The organism is Bacillus sp. FSL E2-8868 (assembly GCF_038005505.1).
GTDB classification, from domain to species: Bacteria; Bacillota; Bacilli; order Bacillales; family Bacillaceae_G; genus Bacillus_A; species Bacillus_A mycoides.
Genome location: NZ_JBBOTI010000002.1, coordinates 1,163,560 through 1,188,130, shown reverse-complemented (window position 1 = coordinate 1,188,130; position 24,571 = coordinate 1,163,560). Strand labels below are relative to the sequence as shown.

Genomic DNA, 24,571 nt, shown 5'->3' with positions numbered 1-24,571 from the left:
ATAGTTATTTGAAAACGCTTCCTTTTGATTGTCGATTTTTAAATGGAAATTAGATAGAGAACGTAGGAGGAATGATAGGTGGGGAAAGTAGTTGGTTTAAAACGTTCATTAGGGCTTTGGTCAATTGTTATGCTAGGGGTCGGGTATATGACACCGATGGTTGGGTTTGATACATTTGGAATCGTTTCTGAAAAAACGGGTGGTCATGTTCCAGGAGCTTATCTTATTGCATTAGCGGGGATGTTGTTTACCGCTGCAAGCTACGGCAAAATGGTAAAGGCTTTTCCTACCGCAGGATCTGCTTATACGTATACACAGAAGACAATTAGTGCAAGGCTTGGGTTTCTTGTTGGATGGTCCGCGTTATTGGATTATTTGTTTCTACCAATGGTGAACGCACTATTAACGAGAATTTATATGTCAGCATTTTTCCCAAGTGTTCCTAGTTGGGTATGGGTCATTGGCTTTGTTCTCCTGGTTACATTAATAAATATGATTAGCGTAAATGTTACTGCTAATTTCAATACGTTCTTAGTAATATTTCAAGTGTTAGTAATGGCCGTATTTGTTTTTCTAGTTATAAAAGGCTTATTAGCGGGAGAGGGAACAGGAGAAGTTTTTTCCATTCAGCCGTTTTTTCAATCAGATATACAAATATCATCGTTAGTTGCAGGTGCAACAATTCTTTGTTTCTCATTTTTAGGTTTTGATGCAGTAACTACATTTTCAGAAGAGACACCAAACGCCAAAAAAACAATTCCTCGAGCTATTTTTCTTACTGCTTTAATCGGCGGAGTTTTATTCATTACTACAACGTATTTTACACAATCTATTTTTCCAGATACATCTGTATTTAAAAATCAAGAATCAGCATCTCCAGAAATTGCGCTATATGTTGGTGGGAAATTATTTCAAGCTTTCTTTTTAGTAGGAACCCTTATGGGGACACTTGCGTCTGGTTTAGCTTCTCATACAAGTGTATCCAGGTTATTATACGTAATGGGGCGAGATAATGTAATTCCGAAAAAAATATTCGGGTACATTCATCCTCGCTGGCGAACTCCAGTATATAATATTATTTTTGTAGGAATTATTTCGCTCTTCGCTATATTCATTGATTTAGAAACAGCAGCATCTCTTATTAACTTTGGAGCACTGATTGCATTTACATTTGTTAATTTGTCTGTAATTTCTTACTATATAATCAAGCAAAAAAGATATAAGACGATAAAAGATTTCTTAAATTACTTAGTTATGCCTATTTTGGGTGCTGCTACTGTAGCCGTACTATGGTTTAATCTCAATATCCATTCACTTATTTTGGGACTTTGCTGGGCTGCTATTGGAATTGGGTACCTTCTATATGTTACAAATATGTTCCGTTCAGCTCCTCCGCAAATGCATTTTGAAGAAGCACAGGAAATATAAAAAGAAAAAGGCATCGGATAAGTTCCGATGCCTTTTTCTTTTTATATTTGATAATCATGCAGCATTGCATAAGTCACTCAAAGATTCATAAGTAAAGGGGATGACACGATATGATTAACGTAGTATTTTCACTTGGCACGATTATTGCTTTGTACAATTAGTAAAAGTATAAAGAGGGGTGTTATCGTGCCGATTCAATCAGAAAAACATACAAATACAGTTGAAGTTGAAAATCCTTTAGAGGAATTTCAAGCTATATTAAAAGAGGCGCTTCATTTTTTAAGTTATCCAGAAGAAGTATTCGAATTTCTGAAAAAACCAATGCGTTTTTTAGAAGTAAGCATTCCTGTTCGAATGGATGATGGAACAACAAAGGTATTTCAAGGGTATCGCGCTCAGCATAACGACGCAGCAGGGCCAACAAAAGGTGGTATTAGATTTCATCCAGATGTTACGGCAGAAGAAGTAAAAGCACTTGCTGGCTGGATGAGCTTGAAATGTGGAGTGACAGGACTGCCATATGGAGGCGCAAAGGGCGGGATTATTTGTAATCCACAGGAGTTGAGTTTTAGAGAACTAGAGTTACTGAGTCGTGGGTATGTAAGAGCAGTAAGTCAAATTGTGGGGCCGACGAAAGATATTCCAGCACCTGATATGTATACAAATGCGCAAATTATGGCTTGGATGCTAGATGAATATGACCATATCAGGGAGTTTGACTCTCCAGGATTTATAACCGGGAAGCCATTAATGCTAGGAGGATCACAAGGGCGGGAAACAGCAACGTCTAAAGGTGTATTGTATACACTTCAGTTAGTAAGTGAGTTAAAACAAATTCCGCTACAAAATATGGGAGTTATTATTCAAGGGTTTGGGAATGTTGGAGGTTATTTGGCAAAATATTTATATGATATTGGTGTGAAAATAGTCGGGGTATCAGATGCTATAGGAGGAATTTATAATCCAGACGGTCTAGATGTTCCTTATTTACTAGAAAACAGAGATTCTTTCGGTGTAGTATCGAATCTCTTTAGTAAAACAATTTCTAATCAGGAGTTGTTAGAAAAAGAATGTGATGTACTCATTCCGGCGGCAATTGGAGGAGTCATTACAAAACATAATGCAGGAAAGCTTGGATGTAAGATTATCATTGAGGCTGCAAATGGACCAACAACAAAAGAGGCTATAACCATGTTAGAAGAAAAGGGAATTTTGGTTGTTCCAGATATTTTAGCAAACTCTGGTGGCGTGATTGTTTCATATTTTGAATGGTGTCAAAATAACCAAGGATATTACTGGACGGAGCAATATGTTGATCAATGTTTAAAGGAGAAAATTACATCTAGTTTTTCTAACGTACTTGATACTTCTAAACGCTATGGAGTAAATATGAAAATTGCTGCCTATATGGAAGGGGTTCGCAAGATTGTAGAAGCATCGCGCCTAAGAGGTTGGTTGCATTTTTAACCTAAAGGGAGGGCTAAAATGAAACTGGATATTTTATTAGAAGAAGTGGAGAGACAACAAATCGGTTATTACTGTATTGTGTCGAATAGTCATCGTTACGATATAGCTGTTACGTATTCGCAACAGTTTCTTGGAAAAGCAATGGTTACCTCAATTCAAAATGGGAGAATGGTTTTATTAAGCCAAGAAGATATTGGAGAGGAACAATATTGGGCAACAAGGCTAGGCATTGAGGTAGAGGACATAGAAGAGTTTCAAAGCTTTTTCTATATGATTCTTCAGTCACAAAGGTTAGAAGAACAATATTAATAGAATAAAAGAAAGGGATGATTGATTATGTATTATGATATTATTACGAGTCCGTGTTATGGAATAATTGAAAAAGTGTCTATCGATAAGGATTCTCGAATTTATGAATGGGAGCCATTATTCGCTATTAAAGATATGAATGGTAAACTGGAAGTAATTAAGATGGGATGTAGTGGAGAAGTTCAATCTTTAGAAGTAGAAGCGGGAGATAAAGTAATTCCAGGTATGGTATTAGCTTATATTCAAGAAGATCTTTTCGTTAGTGGTAGTGATTAATGATAGAACTATGAGGAAGATGGAGGCACTCATCTTCCTTTTTTTATTAAATAAAGAAAGAAATGTTTTATTTTCAGATTAATTAAAAAAATCTGTATTTAATGATACAATACAAATTAAATAGTTCAAAGGAGGAATAGCAGAATGTTTTCCATCGCTCATACAAAAATTAGACCCATAGTTTCTCTACCTATCGATCAATCTGAAAAGGAATGGAATATAGATGTTAAAAATATAAAAGAATCGTTTCTATTTTTAAAAAGAGGAGAGAGATTATTTGCATACGTTCATGTGAAGGATCTGCTATCAAATAGTAAGGAATTAACTTCTAAGCTATTACTTTCAAATGCTGTTTCACTAGATACAATATGTCATCTTAGTAAAGATATTTCTTTAACAGCTCTTTTTCAAATTATTGGAGCGCCGATTGCCATAGTAAAAAATGAAGTGGATGAGCTAACAGGATATATAAGAAGAGAGGATGTTTTTGCAGAACTATTTAAACAAGAAAATCAGAGTGTTGATATATTGAAAATTATTTTAACGTCTATTCCAATGGGGATTTTTGTAGTAGATCGAGAAAAGAAAATTGTAAATTGTAATGAATCTGGTTTGAAGATGATTAAATCGACTCCTGAAAAAGTTATGAATGTACCAGCAGAACTGATTTTTAATGGAGAACACATTAATAACGTATTTACAAAGGGAAAAACGATCTTGAATCAATTACAAATCACAAATGAGATGGGTGTATTAGTTGACTATAGTCCGATTCCAAACTTTGATCAAAGTATTGAAGGAATGGTTATTATTGTGCAAGATTTGCCGATGGTCGAGGACATGGCGATGGAAATTGAATATATAAAGGATTTAAATAAAGATTTACATGCAATTTTGTCTAGCATTTATGATGAAATATTAGTTGTTAATCATAAAGGGGAATTAATTCGTTATAGTGAAACTGTTATCAATGATTTTTGGGGGAGTAATTTGAAGGACTTGTTAGGAAAAAATCTTTTAGACCTAGAAAAGAAAGGATTATTTAGTCCATCGGTTACGCGATTAGTGTTGGAAAAACAAAAAAAGGTATCAGTTGTACAAGAAACAAAAAGCGGAAGAAAAATATTAGCAGTTGGAAACCCTGTATTTAATGAAAACGGAGAGCTTCATCGTATTATTATTGCCTCCAGGGATATTACCGAAGCAACGAGATTGAAGACGGAATTACATGAAATAAAGAAGATATCAGAGCAATATAAGAAGGAGTTAGATGACTTTAAAAATAAAGATCGTTTTCTTAAGAAGCTTATTTACTGTAGTCCGAAAATGGAGCAAATTATTAACCAAGCTAAAAAAATAGCAGATTTTTCTTCCAATGTTCTTATTTCTGGAGAATCTGGCGTCGGAAAAGAAGTAATTGCTCAGGCAATTCATCAACTTGGAAACCGATCTTCAAAGCCATTTTTAAAATTAAATTGTGGTGCAATTCCAGAAACTTTGCTAGAAAGTGAACTATTTGGTTATACGAAAGGTGCTTTTACAGGAGCCGATAAAAATGGAAAAGAAGGATATTTTAAGCGAGCTGATCAAGGTATTTTATTTTTAGATGAAATTGGAGAAATGCCTTTACATTTGCAAGTAAAATTGCTTAGAGTCCTGCAGGAACAAGAAGTAATTCCTATTGGAAGTACAACACCTATGAAAATAAATGTACAAATTATTGCTGCTACAAATAAGAGCCTTGAAAAGATGGTCGAATCTGGAACATTCCGTGAAGATTTATTTTATCGCCTCAATGTAATTCCACTGCGAGTTCCTTCTTTACGAGAGCGAATGGAAGATGTTCCGGTACTTGCCTTTCATTTCTTACAACAGTTAAATGAAAAATATAATAAAAATTATCATTTAACTCCAGATGCACTTAATTTACTAGAGTTCTATTCATGGCCAGGAAATGTCCGTGAATTACAAAATATGATTGAACGTTTAGTAGTATCAGCAGACGATCCAGTAATTGAAGCGGAGTTTGTTAGTAAGTTTTTAACACCCGGTTATGACTTTAATAAATCAAAACCAGTTATTACAAGAGTATTACCATTACAAGAAGCACTACATTCTGTAGAAGAACAATTGATTTTGCTTGCAATGAAGCAGTATAAAACAACGACTAAGGCTGCAAAAGCTCTTGGAATCAGCCAATCTTCAGTGAGTCGTAAATATCAAAAGATTGTTAGTGAAAAAGAGATAGCGGCTGATATCATCTCATATTCCTAAAAAAGGAGAAGGTCACATAGACTTCTCCTTTTTGTGTGCGCTCAGCATGTACATATTCTCTGGGATTCAAGTCCCGAGTGGTGAAGGCGGTAGCGGAAATGATTAAAGTTTCACTTTATGCAAAATGGAATAGTGTATGCGGAAATGCATAAAATGTTTGTTGTTTTTAAGAAAATAGTCAGTTTATCCCGATATTTGTGGGCAGTAAAACTCCCACCTCAAAATTCAGGTGGAGCAAAGAAGTTAGGTAGAAGCCCTGCTGTTCGTAAACGCCCGATTGGTGAGGGCTAATTAAAGTTTCACTTTATGTATGATTCTTTTGAATTTTAAATATTGGCATGGAAATTGCTTATAAATATATAAACGATCGATAAAGGAGGATTCAATATAGTGCTAGATTTAAAAATGTATGTAAACGGTGAATGGAGAGACTCTAGTGATCAAGAAAAAAGAACGATTATTAACCCTGCGAATGGCAAGGGTATAGCATATGCACCTGAGGGGACGATTGAGGATGCAAAATACGCGATAGAAGTGGCAAGAACGGCTTTTGATAGCGGAATTTGGTCAGAGACATCGACTGCTGAAAGGGCATCATATTTATTTAAAATAGCAGATGAAATTGATAAAAATATGGAAGAATTAGTATACCTTGAAACAATGGATAATGGAAAAACGTACCGTGAGGCAGAAGGAGATATTGGAGATGCAGCGGCTTGTTTTCGCTATTATGCCGGATTGATTACAAAGCCAGATGGTCAAACATATCATGTAGCCGATCCGATGCAAGCGATGGTTGTAAGAGAGCCAGTCGGTGTTTGTGGATTAATTGTTCCATGGAATTATCCGCTATTGATGAGTGTATGGAAAATTGCACCTGCTTTAGCAGCTGGAAATACAATTGTGTTTAAACCTTCTGAAGTGACACCAATCACTGCAACAAAGCTATTCGAAATCCTTGAAAAAGTAGGGATACCAAAAGGTGTTGCCAATATGGTAATGGGGGCCGGTCCAATAGTAGGAAATGAAATTGCAGCGAGTAATAAAGTGGATATGATTTCCTTTACAGGTGGAACAAAAACAGGTAAGCACATTATGAGAACAGCGGCAGATAATATGAAAAAGATTTCGTTAGAACTTGGAGGGAAATCTCCAAATATTATTTTTGCAGATGCAGATTTTGAGACCGCTATTGATTATGCTCTATTCGGTATTTATGCAGGTAGCGGACAAGTATGTTCAGCGGGATCAAGAATCCTTGTCGAAGAAAAGATTTATGATAAATTTGTTAATAGTTTTGTAGAGCGAGCACAGCAAATTAACGTTGGACCTGGTGATAATCCAGAATCAGAAATGGGGCCACTTGTAAGTCAAGAACATATGGAAAAAGTATTACGCTATATTGAAATTGGGAAAGACGAAGGTGCAAACGTTGCTTGCGGAGGTAGACGAATAATGGAGGATGGAAAAGGTGATGGTTTCTTTATTGAACCAACAGTCTTTGTCAATGTAAAACCTGATATGCGCATTGTCCAGGAAGAAATCTTCGGTCCTGTTGTAGTAATTCAAAAGTTTAAAGACGAACAGGAAGCAATTGAGTTGGCAAATGGTACAGACTATGGTTTGGCTGGAGGAGTATTTACAGTCGATGGTGCAAAAGCAATGCGTGTGATTCGCAAACTTCGCGCAGGAATTACGTGGATTAATAGCTATCATCCAACATACAATGAGGCGCCTTGGGGCGGATATAAGCAAAGTGGTATAGGTCGTAGTCTAGGAACGTTTGGTTTAGAAGAATTTCAAGAGATTAAGCAGATTAATATAAATCTAGAAGTAGAACCTATTGGTTGGTTTGCAAATAAAAAAAATGTAGAGGTGAATTAGATGGAAACGAACGTGAAAAATAAATTGAATGAGAAAGAATCAAATGTAAATGAGTATATTACGAAAGTACTACAGTTAATTGAAAAAGAAAAGGTTACTGAAGAAGAGGCAAACTGGATTCAAAAAGAAACAGTAGATGGATTTAGAGAGCATGTAAACCCTGGTTTTCTTGCTTATAGAAAAACAGTAACAAAAGATGGACAATTTGCAGCAGTAGAATGGTCAGATGAAGGATCTTGCTTCATGGATATTAATGGTAAAAAGTATATTGACTGTTTAGGTGGATTTGGAATTTATAATGTTGGTCACCGTAATCCGAAAGTGGTAAAAGCTGTAACGGATCAATTAAAGCGTCAAGCATTGCATAGTCAGGACTTACTAGATCCACTTCGAGCAATGCTTGCAAAGATTTTAGCGGATATTACACCTGGTGATTTGAAATATGCCTTCTTCACAAATAGTGGAACAGAAAGCGTAGAGGCAGCATTAAAACTAGCAAAAATGTATAGTGAACGAACAACTTTCATTGCTACAACGCGTGCTTTCCATGGTAAGAGCCTTGGTGCTTTATCTGGGACGGCAAAAGGAATGTTCCGTAAGCCATTTTTACCATTAATTCCGGGTTTCCGTCATGTTCCGTTTGGCGATATTGATATGATGAGAAAAACATTTGAGACATGTGCATTAGTGGGAGAAGATGTTGCAGCAGTTATTTTAGAACCAATTCAAGGAGAGGGCGGTATTATTTTACCTCCAGAAAATTATTTGAAACAAGTACGAGAGCTTTGTGATGAGTTTGGATCACTCCTTATTTTTGATGAAGTACAAACTGGAATGGGACGTACAGGAAAAATGTTTGCTGCAGAATTATATGATGTCGTGCCGGATATTATTTGTCTTGCGAAGGCGTTTGGTGGAGGTGTAATGCCAGCGGGAGCTATTGTTGCGAAAGAAACAGTATTCAAAAGTTGGTTTGAAAATCCATTTATGCATACAACAACATTTGGAGGAAATCCACTTGCATGTGCTGCTGCAATTGCAACAATCCATGTATTATTGGAAGAGAAATTACCGGAACGAGCTATGGAAGTTGGGGAGTATTTCTTAAATGGATTGAAACAAGCTGCAGAAGGGCACGAAGATAAAATCTTTGAAATTCGTGGTCAAGGTTTAATGATTGGGATTGAATTCCATAAAGACGAGATTGGTTATGAAGTGTCAAAGGCGATGTTTGATCAAGGTATTCTTGTTGCGGGAACATTAATTAACTCAAAAACAATTCGTATTGAACCATCCCTTACAATTAGTTATGAAGAAGTAGATACAGTTATTAATACGTTTAAATCTGTGCTAGCTCAAGTAAAAGTAAAATAAATTTCGCATAAGGTTATATGTGAATTCAAACGATTGAAACTATAATTAGAATAGATTTACCTGTATTTTATTACAGGAAGGCAGTGTAACGAAAAGTTACACTGCCTTTTTATTACATTTTTTGTTGTTGAGTATTTACATATAATTTGTCTTAGTGTACTATTTAACTAACACACTAAGACAGGAGTGGAGAAATGAAAATCGAGTTTTCTCCAAATACACCAATTTACATTCAGGTAATGGAATACACAAAGAAAGAAATTGTAACGGGTCATTTATTGCCTGGCGATAAAATTCCCTCCGTACGTGAATTAGCGAGTGAATTACAAGTAAATCCAAATACGATTCAACGCACATTTCAAGAACTAGAACGGGATGGAGTTGTTGTAACACGTAGAGGAATGGGGCGATATGTAACGAATGAAGGGGAGAAAATTATGGAGCTGCGAAAAGATATGGCGAAAGAATTGCTTCATTCTTTTATAAATGGAATGGACAATTTAGGTTTTTCAGAAGAAGAAATTCTTTCAATTCTTAGTTCTTCATTAAATAAGAAAAGGGAGGAGAACGAATGACAGAGCTATTAAGAATAGAAAATCTATGGAAGCGATACGGATTGAAAGCAGTAATCCGGGAATTAAACATAGAGATTACAGAAGGGAAAATCGTTGGGCTTGTTGGAGATAACGGGAGCGGGAAAACGACGTTATTGAAAATGATTGCAGGCTTGCAGCACCCTTCTGAAGGTAGTATTACAATAGATGGTAAAAAGGTAGGATTAGAGACGAAAAAAATCGTTTCATTTATGTCCGATAAGCCAGTCTTTGATGATTGGATGACTGTAAAAGATGCTTTATTTTTCTATAGAGATTTTTATAAAGACTTCGATATTCAAAAAGCAGTAGATACGATTGTGGAATTCAAAATACCGTTAGAAGAAAAAATTAAAGCATTGTCAAAAGGGATGATTGAGAAGCTGCAAATTATTTTAACATTTTCTCGAAAAGCGAAGTTATACGTACTGGATGAACCGCTTGGCGGGATTGATCTCGTTTCTAGGGAGCATGTACTTGAGCTAATCCTTAAATTTTATCGTGAAGATTGTACGCTGCTTATATCAACTCATTTAATAAGAGAAATCGAAAATATATTTGATGAAGTAATCTTTTTGAAAGATGGAGAAATAATATTGCATGAAAATGTGGAAGAACTACGATTTCAAAAGGGGAAAGCAGTACATGAGCTGTTTAAGGAGGCCTATGAGAAATGAGTCAGCTTTTTCTTTATCTGTATAATTGTAATAAGAGAAAAATAGCCATTATTTACTTCGGATTTATTACAGTTTCATTAATTCTTTTATTTAACATGAAAGGAGTTTCAGGAGCTAGAATTTCAGGTAGGCAAGATATAATCATTATTATATTTTTTATCGTACTAGGTATAAATGGATTCGCAATTCTTCTAACAGGTATATCGTCTTTTCGAAAAATGCTAAAAAACTCTATGCTACGTTGTACTTCTATTTCAGCACAAAAGTATATATGTGCAAATGTTTTATTTTGTGTACTACTCTTTATGATTTTGCTAGGAATAGGAATCATTTTTCTATACTATTTTTCTTTAAATATTTATAATGGAAAAACAGATTTAGGTGTTCAGCAAGCAATCCACAGTTTATATGATTATGGAATATTACATCATATGTTATCTATTTTCTTATGGGGACTAGATTTTGTTAATATGCTAGTTTCTATTTATTTAATTATAGTAATTACGAAGCTATTCAATGTGAAATCATCGATGAGTAAGATTGTTTGCGTAATCTTATTCGTTGTTTTTATCGCATTTAATGGGGGAATAACGTATATCTTTCAGCAAATAGAAAAGTATGTGTTTGCCATAAATAATATTGGATTTATAGATCAAAACGGCTTTTTAAATACATCATTTTATTCTGGTACAGATATTACAGTTTTAAATCTATGTTTTAACTGTTTATTAACAATTATATTATTAGTAGTTACAGGTCGCATCATCGACAAAAAACTAGAAGTTTAAAGGAGGAATCATCATTGGGAAATGTAGTAGTGAAATTAGAAAATGTCCGAAAAAAAATCGGTAGAACAGAAATTATTCGGGGCTTATCATTTGAGGTTCGTGAAGGAGAGGTATACGGATTCCTTGGACCGAACGGTAGCGGTAAGACGACGACAATTCGTATGATGACAGGTCTTATTTCTATGACAGAAGGCGATATTACAATTTGTGGTCATAGTATTCGCACAGAGCGTGAAAAGGCGCTAGAGCAAATTGGAGCGATTGTAGAAAATCCCGAGCTATATGATTATATGACTGGAATGCAAAATTTAAAGCATTTTGCGAACATGGCGATTACCCCAATTAGTAAAGAGCGCATCGCTGAAATTGTAAAGCTTGTTGAATTAGAGCATGCGATTCATAAAAAGGTGAAAACATACTCACTTGGTATGAAACAGCGTTTAGGAATTGCGCAGGCGTTACTTCATCAGCCGAAAATCTTAATTTTAGATGAACCGACAAATGGATTAGATCCAGCTGGTATTCGCCAAATTCGTGATTATTTACAACGATTAGCGAAAGAAGAAAATATTGCAGTCATTGTATCAAGTCATTTATTAAGTGAAATTGAATTAATGTGTGATCGTGTAGTTATTATAAAGCAAGGTGAGTTTGTACAAGAGTATAACTTACATGAACAAGCGAAGCATGATGAAACAGTTGTAGTTGCATTTGAAGTAGATCAAGTTCAAAAAGCGAACGAAATTATTAAAGGTAAAGTACAAGGAAATGTAGCTGTGGCATCTGTAATGAAAGAAGAGATTCCGCAAATTGTAAAACAGTTAGTGAATGCTGATGTACTCGTATATGGTGTTACTGTTCAAAATAAAACGTTAGAGGATGAGTTCTTAGCGATTACAGGGGGAGTGAAAGCGTAATGTTTAAATTAATTCAAAATGAATTTTTAAAGTTACATGCGAAAAAAGGTATGTACATTTTAATAGGTGTAATTGCAGCATTGGAGATTTTGGGAGTTTTAGCGATGCTGAAATGGGGAGGAGGAAATGAGTTTAAAGGATCATATTTAGATTTTGTAAGTTCAGAGATTGGTTTAATTACCTTATTTGCAACAATTTTTGGAATTACGATTGCGTCTCGTACAATTACTGATGAGTTCCAAAAAGGTACAATTAAGCAGTTATTAATCCGTCCGAGAAAACGAATTACAGTTTTGTTCTCTAAATATATTACAGTGTTACTTACTATATTATTTATCATATTTGCTAGCACGTTAATCTCAATGATTATTGGCGGGATTGTAATGGATGGTAGTAAAACAGGAGTAACGTTAGGAATCGTAATGAAGTCCATTTTATATCAAGTACTTTCACCGTTCTTCTTTGCAACTCTTTCATTTTGCTTAGCTAATGTATTTAGAAATTCTGTATTACCATTAATTATTTCGTTGTTCTTATTCTTCTTACAAAGTGCAATTACAATGGTGCTTATGATGTTTGCTAAAGGTGTTGCAAAGTTTGTTGTATTCTCGCATTTAAATTTAAGTGTGTACGACAGCAATAAATTAGTAAGTGGCGGAGTAGAACCACCATTTACAGAATTTACGTTTATAACTTCATTATTACTTGTAGTTGCATACTTTGCTGTATTACTTGTAGCATCAAGTGTATTATTCCAAAAACGTGACGTATTATAATCGAAAAAATCCCCGTGTTAACGGGGATTTTTATTAACCAGCTTTTTTGATTTATGTAGCTTTTAAGTGTGGCAGATACATATTTACTTAGGAACATAATTGTAACTAAGTTGAAGAACATTGATATGGTATATCAAATAGGATCGTTATTATATAATTTAATACGTATATTATTCGGAAAAAAGTGAGAAAAATAGGAAGATTTTCAACTATATTCATATTATAATTTAGTTATCCGGCCATTTGTGGAGAAGGGCTACCCATAAAATACTGAATAAAGTTTCACTTTATATCATCTCTGGAGGTGTTCCATATGCAACATGCATTTTCACGTATAAGGCTACGTAGTTTTTTTGGATGGATGATTATAGGGATGTTCCTGACGATGATTCCATTAAGGTTATCAGGTGCTTCTGACAATACGATAGAGTTACTGTCACAAATATCAATATTTTTTGCATTTCCACTATTGTGGCTATATTTAAAAACAAGTAAAAATAATGTTGTTTTTAAAAGCTTTTTTGATAAGCCTGGACGTTTACATTGGGGGTTAATTGTATTAGCAACGATCATGGGAATGATTTTTGCAGTCGGTATATCCCAAATTCAATTTTATATTTTAGCACATACTTTACCTAATTTCTTAGTTACCATGTTAGAAGATGGAAATGTAATTAATACGAGTAACATATACATGACGATATTTACTTTCATTTCAGCATGTGTATTAGCCCCAATAATGGAAGAGGTTATTTTTAGAGGTTTTTTCTTGCAGCGAATGGCGTACAAATGGGGGATTAAACGAGCGGTTATTATATCCTCTCTTATTTTTGGACTAGGACATTTTGATGTTATCGGTGCTTTCATGTTCGGTGTTATTATGTGCCTTCTATACATAAAGACAAAAAATATATGGACGAATATTGCTGTGCATGCTCTAAATAATTTGATTGCAACGAGTATGCAATTTGTAGGTGGAGATGGAAGTGACGCAATCTCGATTACTGAATTACAAGCACAAAGTAATTTATGGATCGGCATTGGTCTTGTGATTATCGGTTTATTATGGTTCATTCCTTTTACTTGGAACCAATGGCGTACAGTAAAAGAAGTTGGTGTGCCACCGATTCGTTTCATAAATGAAGAAAAAGTAGTGAATACATCAGAAGAAAATGAAATATATAGCCAAGTGATAGTAACAGATAGATTGATGGCTGTAGAACTACCTGATGAAGCTGTAAATAAGCTTCGGTTAGAAGAAAATGATTATGTAACAGTTTCTGTAGAAGAAGATAAAATTGTTATAAAGAAAGCGCATAATAGATAATTAAAAAGTAGCTCCTAAAGAGCTACTTTTTAATTTGTAATAATCTCTACACGAAAATTATTACCGTTCTTTACATATTTAATATCTGTAACGATCCGAACGGTTTTTAGAAGTTCAACTTTTTCACCAATTCGAGGGATGGTCGGAACATTGTCCCAAATACCAAGCAAGTCATCTAATTGTGCCGTTTTTTCATAAAACCAGATTTTCAATGTAAAGCCCCTTTCTCGAACTTTATGTATTTTAATACATGATATATCATTTTTATTCTTAATGTAAGGGGTTTTTACTCTTTTTGTGAATAAAGATGAATTAAACTTCTGGGAATATATGTTCAATGTCCGGAGTAAGAGCTACTTCTGATAATACGATATGAGAAACTGTCGTTGCATATGAAGAAACATCATTGATAAATTCTTCAAGTTCAACGAGTGAAGGAACAGAGATTTTTACAATGTAGCATAAGCTTCCTGTTACTCGGTAACAAAAACTTGCAGATGGATAAGACTGAATAAACTGTTGCATACGTGTTGTATCACCATTTTTTAAAGTGATTTCTAAAATACAATCTAAAACAAGTCCTGCTTTTTTATAATTGATATCGATTGTGTATTTTTGAATAATCCCCTCACTTTCAAGTTTACGTACACGTTCTGTAGTAGACGGAGCCGATAAGTTTACTCGTTTTGCTAATTCACGCATCGAAAGGCGGCTATCATTATATAATTCATTTAAAATTTTTCGATCAACACGGTCTAATTGCATTTGTAAATATACCTCCAGTAAAATGATAATTTTTGTAAAGCAAAATTTAAAATTAAGATTCATATGAAATGTAAAGTGAACTTTATTTATTTTACAATAAAAAAGAAGGAAATAGGAGGGGAAATGATGGAGAGAATTACATTATCAAATGTAGGAGATACAAAGTTTCAAAAATTATTAGGTCATAATCCAGATATATTAAATTCGTGGAGTACGTTAGAGAATACACTGTATAGTACAGGGGCCCTTTCCGTAGAGTTAAAGGAGCAAGTAAGAAGAACATTAGCGTTTGGGAATGAATGTCCGTACTGTATGGCAAAGGGAAAGCCGGATGATATACAAAAAATAGAAGAAATTAGCGTAGCCGTTACTTTTGCGCATGCATTTGTTCATGACCAAAAGGCGATAGATGATAATATGTTTCATATATTAAAACAATATTGGACTGAAAAAGAAATTGTAGAGCTTTGTGCCTATATTTGTTTTATTACTGCTTCACAGCAACTTGGTTTTCTGTTTCAATTACAGCCCAATTAATTAGGAGGATATTATGCTTAATCAAGCAGCACTTATAATCATTGATGTACAGGAAGCATTCAACTTACCATACTGGGGCGTGAGGAATAACCTTTTGGCGGAAGAAAATATGAAAAGTTTGTTAGAAGAATGGAGAAAAAGAAAACTACCAGTTTTTCATATTCAACATGTAAATAAAGAAAATGTTCAATCGATGTTTTATCAACATGCGGAAACGGTAAACTTTAAAGAAGAAGTGCAACCAATGCCAGATGAAATAATTATCCAGAAATCCGTTAATAGCGCGTTCATTGGGACAAATTTGGAAGAACAATTAAGAGAACAAAATTGTAATACGGTAGTGATTGTAGGATTAACAACAAATCATTGTGTGGAGACTACAACACGGATGGCAGGTAATTTAGGGCTTACAACGTATTTAGTGAGCGATGCGACGGCTACATTCAATCGTAAAGGTCTGGACGGGACAGAGTATAGTGCAGAGGACATTCACAATATAACACTTGTAAACTTACATGATGAATTTGCCAAAATCGTTACGACTGAAGGTGTTTTAAAATTATTTTAAGAAAATAATTGTGGAATTATGTAGAAAAAAATAAGAATATTTCGTATAATCTAAGTATAATCATTTTGAAAATAGGGGTGGCATCATATGGAGCAAATTCCAGTAAAGAAAATAGAAGAAGTACTCGTTTTAGCAGGAGATGATAAACAAAAGCAAAAGGAATTTTATGAATTGCTCTTAACAACGGAGTTTTATGTTGCTGGCTCACTTGAAGCAGAAGACGGGGCAACGGAAGGAACACTTCGTTTGCGTCATTTCCAAGGAGAGGGTAGATGGATCGTTCCGTTCTTTACACAATTGAAATTTGTAAAAGATGTGTTGCCAGAAGGTACACCCCTTATTACGATACGTGGAAAAGAATTATTGGGTAGCATCGAGAAAGATGCGACAGCTGTATTAAATGTTGGAACAGATATGAGTAAAACATTTATTCCAGAAGAAATTGCAGAGATAGCATCAGGACGAATCTTTAATTATTATAAGTAAAAGGAAAAGCTGCTAAGCTTTTCCTTTTTAATTTGAACATGGAGTGGCTATACCAGAAGAAATAGAAACAGTTTTGTTAGTTGTATTTATTGTTGCTGTAGCTCCGAGGGGAATACCGATATTTGGACTTATATGTCCAATCGGTAAACCGAATAACACAGGTATATTATATGGCGTGAAATATTCATATAATATTGTTTGCAATGATTGAGATGGCTTAGAAGGGTTGCAGTCGTGACAACTTGTAAAAATAACGCCGCTGCATTCATTAAACTGTCCAGATAAAAGTAGTTGATTTAACATCCGGTCAATGCGGTACGGTTCTTCACCAATATCTTCAAGCAATAAAAGTTTATTTGACGTATTTATCTCATAGGGCGAGCCAATTATACTTGTTAACACAGTTAAATTCCCTCCAACTAATGTGCCTGTAACTGTACATGGAGAGGTAGGTACGATACATTCTGATGCATATAAGATAGATGAATACGGATGGAATAGTTGATTGAAAGAAGATAAGGAGAGAGAATCTATACCTTTTCCTAATTCTTCAATCATTGGACCATGAAAAGTAACCAGCTCCGCATAACGTGAAAAGGCAGTATGTAAAGCCGTAATATCGCTATATCCCCAAAAAATCTTTGGATTCCGTTGAATGATTTCATATTGAATGTAAGGGAGGAGACGAGCGCTGCCGTAACCACCTCGTGCACAAAAGACTGCTTTGACCTCAGTATTTGTAAATGCTTCATGTATATCATCAAGACGAACTTGATCACTTCCAGCTAAATATCCATATTTTTCATAAACACTCTTTCCAATTATTACGGATAATCCCATCTCTTGTAATACGTTCACACCTTTTAATATATTCTCAAGTGTTGGTGGACCAGACGGTGCAATAACCATTACTGTATCACCTTTTTGCAACGCATTTGGATAAATCATTGTTCTCAGCCTCCTTCTCTTTCAATATATTCGCTTGAGCGAAAGTTCAATCCTTGTAAAAGAAGGGGAAAGCATGTCATATAAAGAAGGTATAGGGAAAGTAGGAGGGAAAATGATGTTTACAAGTCGAGTAATAGATATATTACAAATTAAGTATCCGATCATTCAAGCAGGTATGGCAGGAGCGATTACAACGTCAGAACTTGTTGCAGCTGTGAGTAATAGCGGAGGATTAGGTACGCTTGGAGCAGGGTATATGAGCCCAGAACAAATCCGTGAAGCGATTTATAAAATAAGGGAACTAACAAATAAGCCTTTCGGTGTTAATTTACTTTTAACGAAAGAGATACAGATAGAAGAAGAGAAGGTAAACGAGGCGAAAGTATTACTTAGTGGAGTGAATAGAGAATTAGGTATAGAGGAAGAAAAGACTTTAAAACTTCCAAAAAGCTATAAAGAACAATTACAAGTATTATTAGAGGAAAAGGTACCAGTCGTTAGTTTTGCATTTCAAACGTTAGAAAAAGAAGAAATAGATGATTTGAAAAAGGAAGGGATAAAAGTTATCGGAACAGCTACCCATGTAGCGGAAGCGAAAGCACTTGCTAAGTTAGGGGTAGATATTATTGTCGGGCAAGGTAGCGAGGCAGGAGGGCATAGAGGAACGTTTATTGGGAAAGAACAAGATGCGATGATTGGTACATTTGCATTAATCCCGCAATTAGTAGCGGAAGTACCTCATATCCCGATTGTTGCAGCAGGTGGTGTAATGAATGGGCAAGGGCTTGTTGCGGCATTTGCGTTAGGGGCAGAGGCTGTTCAAATGGGATCAGCCTTTTTAACGAGTGAAGAAAGTATTACGCATGACGTGTATAAAGAGGCGATTTTACATAGTACAGATACGAGTACAACGGTAACCCGTGCGTTTTCCGGGAAATATGCACGGGGTATTCGTAATGAATTTATAGAGAAACATGAAGGAAGAGAAGAGAATTTACCGATGTATCCAGTGCAAAACGTATTAACTTCAAAAATACGTCAAGAAGCAGCGAAGCAAAATAAGGAAGAGTATATGTCGCTTTGGGCGGGACAAGCATCATCATTAGCACGAACGGAATCAGCTCAGCACGTAGTGAAACGTGTCATGAAAGAAGCAGAGAACGTAATTGAACAATTACAAGATGTATATAAAAAAAGACCACTTGAATAATTCAAGCGGTCTTTTCGTTAGTTTGCTTTATAAAATTGTTGGATAGCTTCGTCGATGTAAACCCAGCCTTTCCAACCTAAGTGCATATGATCTTTTAAGAAGTACTTATCATATTCATGATTTGAGAAATCAGCAATTGGATAGCCAGCTTGCTTAATTTGCTCATGAACTTTATTGTAGTATAATTCGCGTTTTTCTTTCGGGAAGCCAGCGTAATCATACCAAGGACCTTTTACAGGAACAGAAATGAAGAGCGGTTTTGCGCCAGATTGTTTTAATAAATCAAGTACAATTTGTAAATCTTCATATTCTGGTGATTGGTCATAAGCATCATTTTTTAAGTAACCTTCACGTTGTTTTAATTTCTTCTTAATTTTGCTATTGAAGTAATCATCTTCGATGCCATATTCGTTAGAGCTTGATTCTACTGCACCTGTTTGATCAGCATGCTTACGAGCTTCTTCCCAGTTCATTTGTTTCAATGATGGATCAAGCTGTTCTTTATGCGGCTTAATATTAAACATAACTGTAAATAAATCTTTACGATCTAGAATGTTACGATAAATATAAGCGAAAGGTTTAGCAGCAAGTGCTTTTACTTTATACTTTGTATCATCGTAGGCGATACCTTCAAGCGAAATTTTTAATAAAGTTTCTTTTTTAACAATCTCAAAGTTTAATAAGCGTTTTGCAATTTGTTTTTTCATTTCAGGTTTTAAATCATCGTTGAAAATGAAGTGGTAACCTTGTTGTTTTGAAAAGTTAGGTGCAAAGTGTGTCTCATCAATACCTTGTGGTACAAACCATTGCGGAGAAAGAACGAATATCATTTTCTTATCTTTCAATTGATCCATTGTAGATGTGAAGTTTAATACATGTACAAGGTCTTGTGTTCCACCGCGCCCAAGTAGGAATGGTGTGAATCCTTCAGGCTTTACTTTGAAATAATTCGATGGATGGAAAGCATCCATACGTGCGAATTCCGATGAACCGTACATCGGAAGATATTTCGGGTCTGCTAACATCTTTTGCTGTAAAATCATACTTTGAATCTTTTCTTCTTTTAAAGAAGTCGCAGCTTGTTCTACTTTCTCATCACTTAAAAGTGGGAGTAGGAAGCGCGTAGGAATAAGTAAGAATACAGCAAAAAGGGCCAATGCTAAAAGCATCGGACCAAATTTCACTTTGTTCATCGGATTTCTTCTAACTTTTTAATAACCATATTTGGTGTAGCCCACTCATCGCGGTCAAAATCAGAAATAGAAACTTCAATCTCTAAACGCTCTTGGAATTCTACTAATAAAGATACTACAGCGAAAGAATCAAGAATACCTTCTTCAAATAATTGAACATCTAAGTTTTCTTTCACAATATCGTTTTCACATACTTCTTCTAAAATATCTAATACTTGCTCTTTGAATTCTGCCATTTTTAAAATCTCCTTTATATCCGAAATATATTATATGTGCAACTTCTTAATAGTATAAGAAGGGTGCATTAAAAGTATCTGTTAAGGTGTCCAGAGAAGATCAGGAAACCGAAACATACAACGTGGAACGTAATTACAATCGCAAGGACGTGTGTAAATTTATTGTTTGGCCAAAACTTATGCTTCTTGTTTTTTCGTTCGAAAATATCGAATAAAATAAACAGTGCGGCATGATATAGACCATAAATAACATATTGCGCAACAGCGCTTCCTTGGATGTGCCAAATTCCCATAATGAAAAAGTTTAAAAATGCACCGATATACGAAATTGTGTAACGGTTCTTAATTAACTTTTTCTTCGTTGCAAAAAAGACGAAACGCATGTAAATAAAATCACGGAACCAGAATGATAAACTCATATGCCAGCGGTTCCAGAAGTCTTTAATGTTACGACTAAGGAATGGCTTATTAAAGTTTTCTGGAGTTTTAATTCCCATCATGTAACTGATACCAATTACGAATGCACTATAACCTGCAAAGTCAAAGAATAACTGCATGCTAGTAGCGTACATAAAAATCACATTAGATAAAAGTGTATCTTGATTGGCGAATACTGCCTTTACAAGATATGTTGTTATCAAGTGCGCGATTATAAATTTATACAGAAAACCTTGGAAAATACGGTTAATCCCTGTATATAGTAACTTTTGATATTCCTCAGCACTAGGCGGCTTTTGAATATCTTTTTGGAATCTACGGTAACGATCGATAGGTCCACTTGAAATCGCAGGGAAGAATAAAACGAATTCCCAGAAATTAAAGAAGGAAAGTTCTTTAATTAAATTATCACGAACTTCAAAGACCATCTGTACAGCTCTAAATGTTACGTAAGACATACCTGCGAAAACAATAAAATGCAATTCAGGTACAAACGGTGCAATTTTTGCCAAAATAAGCGGTAAAATCGATAAAATAACAGCTATACAAAACGTGAATGTACTATTATTTTGTTTTCTTAAAATTAAATAGCCTTTAATAAGGGCATATTGCCAAATAATAAATGCGGCTAACATGATTGCTTGCTTCGGTTTATCAGAGAAGATAATAACGAGCATTACTAATGTTAAAACGGCATTATATTTACGCAACATTTTACCTTTTAATCCAGCTATGATAGTAGGTATTAATAAAATGCCTACTATAGCGAAAAAATAAAATGATCCATATGCGGTCATGCTGTAACCTCACTCAATAATTTTTTGCGATCTACCTTTCCATTTGGTGTCATTGGAATAGAAGAGTGATACATGAATTTACGTGGAATCATGTAATTTGGTAATCGCTCATTGAGTTCTTTTTTGATTGCAGATGTTAATTTGAATTCTTTTTCAAACGAATGCTCTCCAGGAACAACAACCGCTAATAAGTAATCATACTTTTCACCTTTTTTAATTGGAACAACAACTGCACCTTCTACGTAAGAACACGCGCGAAGATGATGTTCGATTTCTTCTAATTCCATTCGATAACCATGAAGCTTAATTTGGAAATCAAGACGACCATTATAGAATAGAAGACCATTTTCTACATAGCCAGCATCACCTGTTTTATAGGCACGCTCACCATCAATCATGGTAAATACTTTTTCTGTTAATTCAGGGCTTCCTAAATAGCCAACGCTTACGCTTGGACCGACAATTACGATTTCACCTTTTTCACCGTCAGGTGCAATTGTACCATCTTCTTTCATAATAAGAAGGCGACAGTCTGATTTACAGTAGCCAACTGGAAGTGATTTGTATTGATCAAGCACTTCTTCTGTAACGTGAATGCCTGTTACAGCAACAGTAGCTTCTGTTGGACCGTACGTATTCATAATTGCTGCTTTCGGGAAACGCTCAATTAATTTTCTAGCTACTTCATTTGGTAACACTTCACCGCAGAATAAGAATGTTTTCATGTTTGGTAGCATACTTTCAGAGAAAGAGGCTTCCATTAAACACATTTCTGCGAAAGATGGTGTCGAAGTCCATACTTGTATATCCGATTGCTCTAAAGAAGCAAACAAGTCTTTTGGACGTGCAATCATATCTTTATCGATTGCCCAAAGTGTACCACCTGTTACTAACGATGGGTAAATATCCATTACAGATAAATCGAATGAGAAAGGTGCTTGGTTTAAGAATACTTGCCCTGTTTGTAAGTTGAAATCTTCTACAGCCCATTTTGTAAAGCTAACAAGACAGTTATAAGTAATCTGAACCCCTTTCGGATTACCTGTACTTCCTGATGTGTAAATAATGTAGAAGTTCTCATCACCTTTTACCGCATGTTCAGGATTTGGAATGTTCCCTTTATGAGTAAAGAAAATATCTTTTAAGTTGTCTTCACTTACAATGCGAACTGGTAAATCAGTTACAGTTACTTCAGTTCCTGATAAAAGTAATTTCGCACCAGAATTTTCAGCGATACGTTGTACGCGATCAGCTGGGATAGATAAATCTACAGGAATGTAAGCATGTCCAGCTTTTACACAACCTAAAAAGTTAATAATCATTTCAGGTTGCATATGGCCATAAACCATAATTGGTGAACGATCATCTGGATACTCAGAAGAAATCCAATGTGCTAACGCATCAGAATCTTCCTTTAATTGTTTGTACGTAATTTTCGCATCTCGCCAAACAAAAGCGGTTTGATCAGGCGTTTCTACAGCCCACTTTTCAATTTGTTCTAATAACTTCATAACGTTCCCACCCTAAAATTCGTTGTAAATAAATGTACTTGTGTTTGTATCATGGAATCCATACAACCAAAGCAATGCAAATAAAATTGCAAGGTAATAAACCGTCTTTGCAACCCATTGTGTGAGTGGTTGAGACCATATCTCTTTTAATCTTTCCATGTCTTTCCCTCGCTTAATGAAATAATAGCTCTTTGTAGGTATCATGTCCTACATTATTGTGAAAAAAACAAAATCCCACATTTTAGGTAAAAATAAGTCAAAAGGCTCTTTTCTGATATTAGCACTAAATACTAAAAAAGAAAATCCCTAACTTAGCAATTATATTACATTCAGCATAAATTTGTAATGGGTTTGACATGTAAATAGGAAGTGGATTGTGTGAATGTATAAAAGTGGATTGTGAGAAGGCGGGAAAATATAATATTTGTTTTGTTATTCCTGAATTGGAGTGGGTTAATAATCACTGGGTACTTAGTACATTTTCAAGGTATAGAGCCTTTTAAAAGGAGGTAATTATTATGAAAAGAGAGTGGAGGAGTTTTATTTCAGAGGAAAATATCATTAAATGGAGACGGTATCTCCATACATATCCTGAATTATCATTTCATGAAAAAGAAACTTCGCAATTTATATATGATACATTATGTTCATTTTCTTATTTTGAAGTAACAAGACCGACTAAGTACAGTGTACTAGCAATTAAAAGGAGCGTGAAAAAAGGAAAAGTAGTTGCTGTTCGAGCGGATATAGACGCATTACCAATTCAAGAAGAGACACTAAAGCCATATGGATCGGTTAATAAAGGTGTAATGCACGCATGCGGGCATGATGCTCACGCAGCTATTTTATTAAGTACAGCAGAGACGATAGCAAATATGAAGGAAGATTTTGCAGGCGAAATCCGTCTGTTCTTTCAGCACGCAGAGGAAGTGTATCCCGGTGGTGGACAAGAAATGGTGGAGGCCGGTGTTATGGACGGCGTCGATTATGTAGTAGGTTTGCACGTTATGTCTGGATTAGAAAGTGGAAAGATAGGAATTGTATATGGCCCTATGATGGCAGCACCAGACGTATTTACAATTGAAATTTTAGGAAAGGGTGGTCACGCGGCACGACCAGAAGAAACGATAGATCCTATTGCTATCGGAGCACAAATTATTACAAATTTACAACATATCGTATCAAGAAATACAAGTGCTTTTATGCATAGAGTAGTGTCAGTTACACAATTTCATGGGGGGATGGCCGATAATATCATTCCTAGTGCAGCAGCTTTAATGGGAACTGTTCGATCTTTTAATCAAACATTAAGAGAGGAAGCAAAAGAGAAAATTGAGCAAATTGTAAAAGGAATTACAGAAGCACATGGGGGAGATTATACATATACGTATCGTTACGGATATGATCCAGTTGTTAATAATGAGTACATTACGAAAATAGTAGAAAAAAGTGCGATAAAATTGTTCGGAAATCAGCGTATTGTGCATCTTGAACCTTCTATGGGAGGAGAAGATTTTTCAGCGTATTTAAGAAAAGCACCTGGTTGTTTCATTAAATTAGGAACAGGGAATAAAAATATTGATACTTGTTATCCACATCATCATCCGAAATTTGATGTGGATGAATCGGCTTTAATTAATGGAGTGGAACTATTTTTAGAGACAACTATAAGACTACTAGAAACTGATAAAGCATAAAAAAAGGCAACTGCACTCTATTGCAGTTGCTTTTATTTCTTCCGTCAGAGAGGGCTGAGAAAGAACTATGCTCATTTATAGTATATGAATAGCTA

General features: G+C 35.0%; 26 protein-coding genes. 18 read left to right on the top strand and 8 right to left on the bottom strand.

Going from position 1 to position 24,571, the window contains the following annotated elements:
- The first annotated feature begins 78 nt into the window (after nt 1-78).
- The 13 genes from NSS74_RS16995 (at nt 79) to NSS74_RS16935 (ending at nt 14,090) form a co-directional block, all read left to right on the top strand.
- A complete protein-coding gene (locus NSS74_RS16995; RefSeq protein WP_340813995.1) occupies nt 79-1,428 on the top strand; it encodes an APC family permease in 1,350 nt (449 codons plus the stop codon).
- Between the two features lie 186 nt (nt 1,429-1,614).
- Nucleotides 1,615-2,895 (top strand): Glu/Leu/Phe/Val family dehydrogenase, encoded by a 1,281-nt coding sequence (locus NSS74_RS16990; protein WP_002030573.1) that lies wholly within the window; start codon nt 1,615-1,617, stop codon nt 2,893-2,895.
- A gap of 18 nt (nt 2,896-2,913) precedes the next feature.
- Nucleotides 2,914-3,204: an SAV0927 family protein gene (locus NSS74_RS16985; RefSeq protein ID WP_000762559.1), complete on the top strand. Its 291-nt coding sequence runs from the start codon at nt 2,914-2,916 to the stop codon at nt 3,202-3,204.
- A 27-nt stretch (nt 3,205-3,231) separates the two neighbouring features.
- Complete coding sequence (locus tag NSS74_RS16980) at nt 3,232-3,480, top strand: hypothetical protein (RefSeq protein ID WP_002011502.1); 249 nt, start codon at nt 3,232-3,234, stop codon at nt 3,478-3,480.
- 144 nt (nt 3,481-3,624) lie between these two features.
- Nucleotides 3,625-5,754, top strand: coding sequence for a sigma 54-interacting transcriptional regulator (locus NSS74_RS16975; RefSeq protein WP_002030578.1), 2,130 nt, complete (start codon nt 3,625-3,627; stop codon nt 5,752-5,754).
- 390 nt (nt 5,755-6,144) lie between these two features.
- On the top strand, nt 6,145-7,638 hold the full coding sequence (locus NSS74_RS16970) for an aldehyde dehydrogenase family protein (RefSeq protein WP_033708916.1): 1,494 nt from the start codon (nt 6,145-6,147) through the stop codon (nt 7,636-7,638).
- Nucleotides 7,639-9,012 carry a putrescine aminotransferase gene (locus NSS74_RS16965; protein WP_002140944.1) on the top strand — a complete coding sequence of 458 codons (1,374 nt, stop codon included), beginning with the start codon at nt 7,639-7,641 and terminating at the stop codon, nt 9,010-9,012.
- A 194-nt stretch (nt 9,013-9,206) separates the two neighbouring features.
- Nucleotides 9,207-9,587, top strand: coding sequence for a GntR family transcriptional regulator (locus NSS74_RS16960; protein ID WP_002064403.1), 381 nt, complete (start codon nt 9,207-9,209; stop codon nt 9,585-9,587).
- Nucleotides 9,584-10,282, top strand: a complete 699-nt coding sequence (locus NSS74_RS16955) for an ABC transporter ATP-binding protein (protein WP_137076224.1) — start codon at nt 9,584-9,586, stop codon at nt 10,280-10,282. The genes NSS74_RS16960 and NSS74_RS16955 overlap by 4 nt, the downstream gene beginning before the upstream one ends.
- The gene (locus NSS74_RS16950) at nt 10,279-11,070 is read left to right on the top strand and encodes a hypothetical protein (protein ID WP_002126215.1); all 792 of its coding nucleotides are present in this window, start codon (nt 10,279-10,281) and stop codon (nt 11,068-11,070) included. Before NSS74_RS16955 ends, NSS74_RS16950 begins: the two co-directional genes overlap by 4 nt.
- Nucleotides 11,071-11,084: 14 nt before the next feature.
- Nucleotides 11,085-11,987 (top strand): ABC transporter ATP-binding protein, encoded by a 903-nt coding sequence (locus NSS74_RS16945; protein ID WP_002030591.1) that lies wholly within the window; start codon nt 11,085-11,087, stop codon nt 11,985-11,987.
- Nucleotides 11,987-12,763 carry an ABC transporter permease gene (locus tag NSS74_RS16940; protein ID WP_002140947.1) on the top strand — a complete coding sequence of 259 codons (777 nt, stop codon included), beginning with the start codon at nt 11,987-11,989 and terminating at the stop codon, nt 12,761-12,763. Before NSS74_RS16945 ends, NSS74_RS16940 begins: the two co-directional genes overlap by 1 nt.
- A 313-nt stretch (nt 12,764-13,076) precedes the next feature.
- Nucleotides 13,077-14,090, top strand: coding sequence for a CPBP family intramembrane glutamic endopeptidase (locus tag NSS74_RS16935; RefSeq protein WP_002140948.1), 1,014 nt, complete (start codon nt 13,077-13,079; stop codon nt 14,088-14,090).
- A gap of 29 nt (nt 14,091-14,119) precedes the next feature.
- On the opposite strand, the gene NSS74_RS16930 is transcribed toward NSS74_RS16935, so the two are convergent.
- Nucleotides 14,120-14,302, bottom strand: coding sequence for a DUF3913 family protein (locus NSS74_RS16930; protein ID WP_000707108.1), 183 nt, complete (start codon nt 14,300-14,302; stop codon nt 14,120-14,122).
- A gap of 100 nt (nt 14,303-14,402) precedes the next feature.
- Nucleotides 14,403-14,855 carry an Lrp/AsnC family transcriptional regulator gene (locus tag NSS74_RS16925; protein ID WP_002030598.1) on the bottom strand — a complete coding sequence of 151 codons (453 nt, stop codon included), beginning with the start codon at nt 14,853-14,855 and terminating at the stop codon, nt 14,403-14,405.
- A gap of 123 nt (nt 14,856-14,978) precedes the next feature.
- On the opposite strand from NSS74_RS16925, the gene NSS74_RS16920 reads away from it, so the two are divergent.
- The 3 genes from NSS74_RS16920 (at nt 14,979) to NSS74_RS16910 (ending at nt 16,446) form a co-directional block, all read left to right on the top strand.
- The gene (locus NSS74_RS16920; RefSeq protein ID WP_170935223.1) at nt 14,979-15,392 is read left to right on the top strand and encodes a carboxymuconolactone decarboxylase family protein; all 414 of its coding nucleotides are present in this window, start codon (nt 14,979-14,981) and stop codon (nt 15,390-15,392) included.
- 13 nt (nt 15,393-15,405) lie between these two features.
- Complete coding sequence (locus NSS74_RS16915; protein ID WP_002030602.1) at nt 15,406-15,960, top strand: cysteine hydrolase family protein; 555 nt, start codon at nt 15,406-15,408, stop codon at nt 15,958-15,960.
- An 87-nt stretch (nt 15,961-16,047) separates the two neighbouring features.
- On the top strand, nt 16,048-16,446 hold the full coding sequence (locus NSS74_RS16910) for an SseB family protein (RefSeq protein WP_002011614.1): 399 nt from the start codon (nt 16,048-16,050) through the stop codon (nt 16,444-16,446).
- A gap of 27 nt (nt 16,447-16,473) precedes the next feature.
- Here NSS74_RS16910 and NSS74_RS16905 read toward each other — a convergent pair whose 3' ends face one another.
- Nucleotides 16,474-17,394 (bottom strand): S66 peptidase family protein, encoded by a 921-nt coding sequence (locus NSS74_RS16905; RefSeq protein WP_002011617.1) that lies wholly within the window; start codon nt 17,392-17,394, stop codon nt 16,474-16,476.
- A gap of 73 nt (nt 17,395-17,467) precedes the next feature.
- Between NSS74_RS16905 and NSS74_RS16900 the strand changes: the two genes are divergently transcribed.
- Nucleotides 17,468-18,604 (top strand): NAD(P)H-dependent flavin oxidoreductase, encoded by a 1,137-nt coding sequence (locus tag NSS74_RS16900; RefSeq protein WP_002140949.1) that lies wholly within the window; start codon nt 17,468-17,470, stop codon nt 18,602-18,604.
- A 17-nt stretch (nt 18,605-18,621) separates the two neighbouring features.
- Here NSS74_RS16900 and dltD read toward each other — a convergent pair whose 3' ends face one another.
- From dltD to NSS74_RS16875, 5 genes are all read right to left on the bottom strand, one after another.
- On the bottom strand, nt 18,622-19,797 hold the full coding sequence (gene dltD, locus NSS74_RS16895) for a D-alanyl-lipoteichoic acid biosynthesis protein DltD (RefSeq protein ID WP_002126231.1): 1,176 nt from the start codon (nt 19,795-19,797) through the stop codon (nt 18,622-18,624).
- Nucleotides 19,794-20,033, bottom strand: coding sequence for a D-alanine--poly(phosphoribitol) ligase subunit DltC (gene dltC, locus NSS74_RS16890; RefSeq protein ID WP_002011622.1), 240 nt, complete (start codon nt 20,031-20,033; stop codon nt 19,794-19,796). The genes dltD and dltC overlap by 4 nt, the downstream gene beginning before the upstream one ends.
- Nucleotides 20,034-20,101: 68 nt before the next feature.
- A complete protein-coding gene (dltB, locus tag NSS74_RS16885) occupies nt 20,102-21,268 on the bottom strand; it encodes a D-alanyl-lipoteichoic acid biosynthesis protein DltB (protein ID WP_002126234.1) in 1,167 nt (388 codons plus the stop codon).
- Entirely contained in the window at nt 21,265-22,779 is a 1,515-nt protein-coding gene (gene dltA, locus NSS74_RS16880) for a D-alanine--poly(phosphoribitol) ligase subunit DltA (RefSeq protein WP_002140951.1), read from the bottom strand. Before dltA ends, dltB begins: the two co-directional genes overlap by 4 nt.
- Before the next feature lie 12 nt (nt 22,780-22,791).
- Nucleotides 22,792-22,938 carry a teichoic acid D-Ala incorporation-associated protein DltX gene (locus NSS74_RS16875; RefSeq protein WP_002011626.1) on the bottom strand — a complete coding sequence of 49 codons (147 nt, stop codon included), beginning with the start codon at nt 22,936-22,938 and terminating at the stop codon, nt 22,792-22,794.
- A 359-nt stretch (nt 22,939-23,297) separates the two neighbouring features.
- On the opposite strand from NSS74_RS16875, the gene NSS74_RS16870 reads away from it, so the two are divergent.
- The gene (locus NSS74_RS16870) at nt 23,298-24,476 is read left to right on the top strand and encodes an amidohydrolase (protein ID WP_002140952.1); all 1,179 of its coding nucleotides are present in this window, start codon (nt 23,298-23,300) and stop codon (nt 24,474-24,476) included.
- The last annotated feature ends 95 nt before the right edge of the window (nt 24,477-24,571 follow it).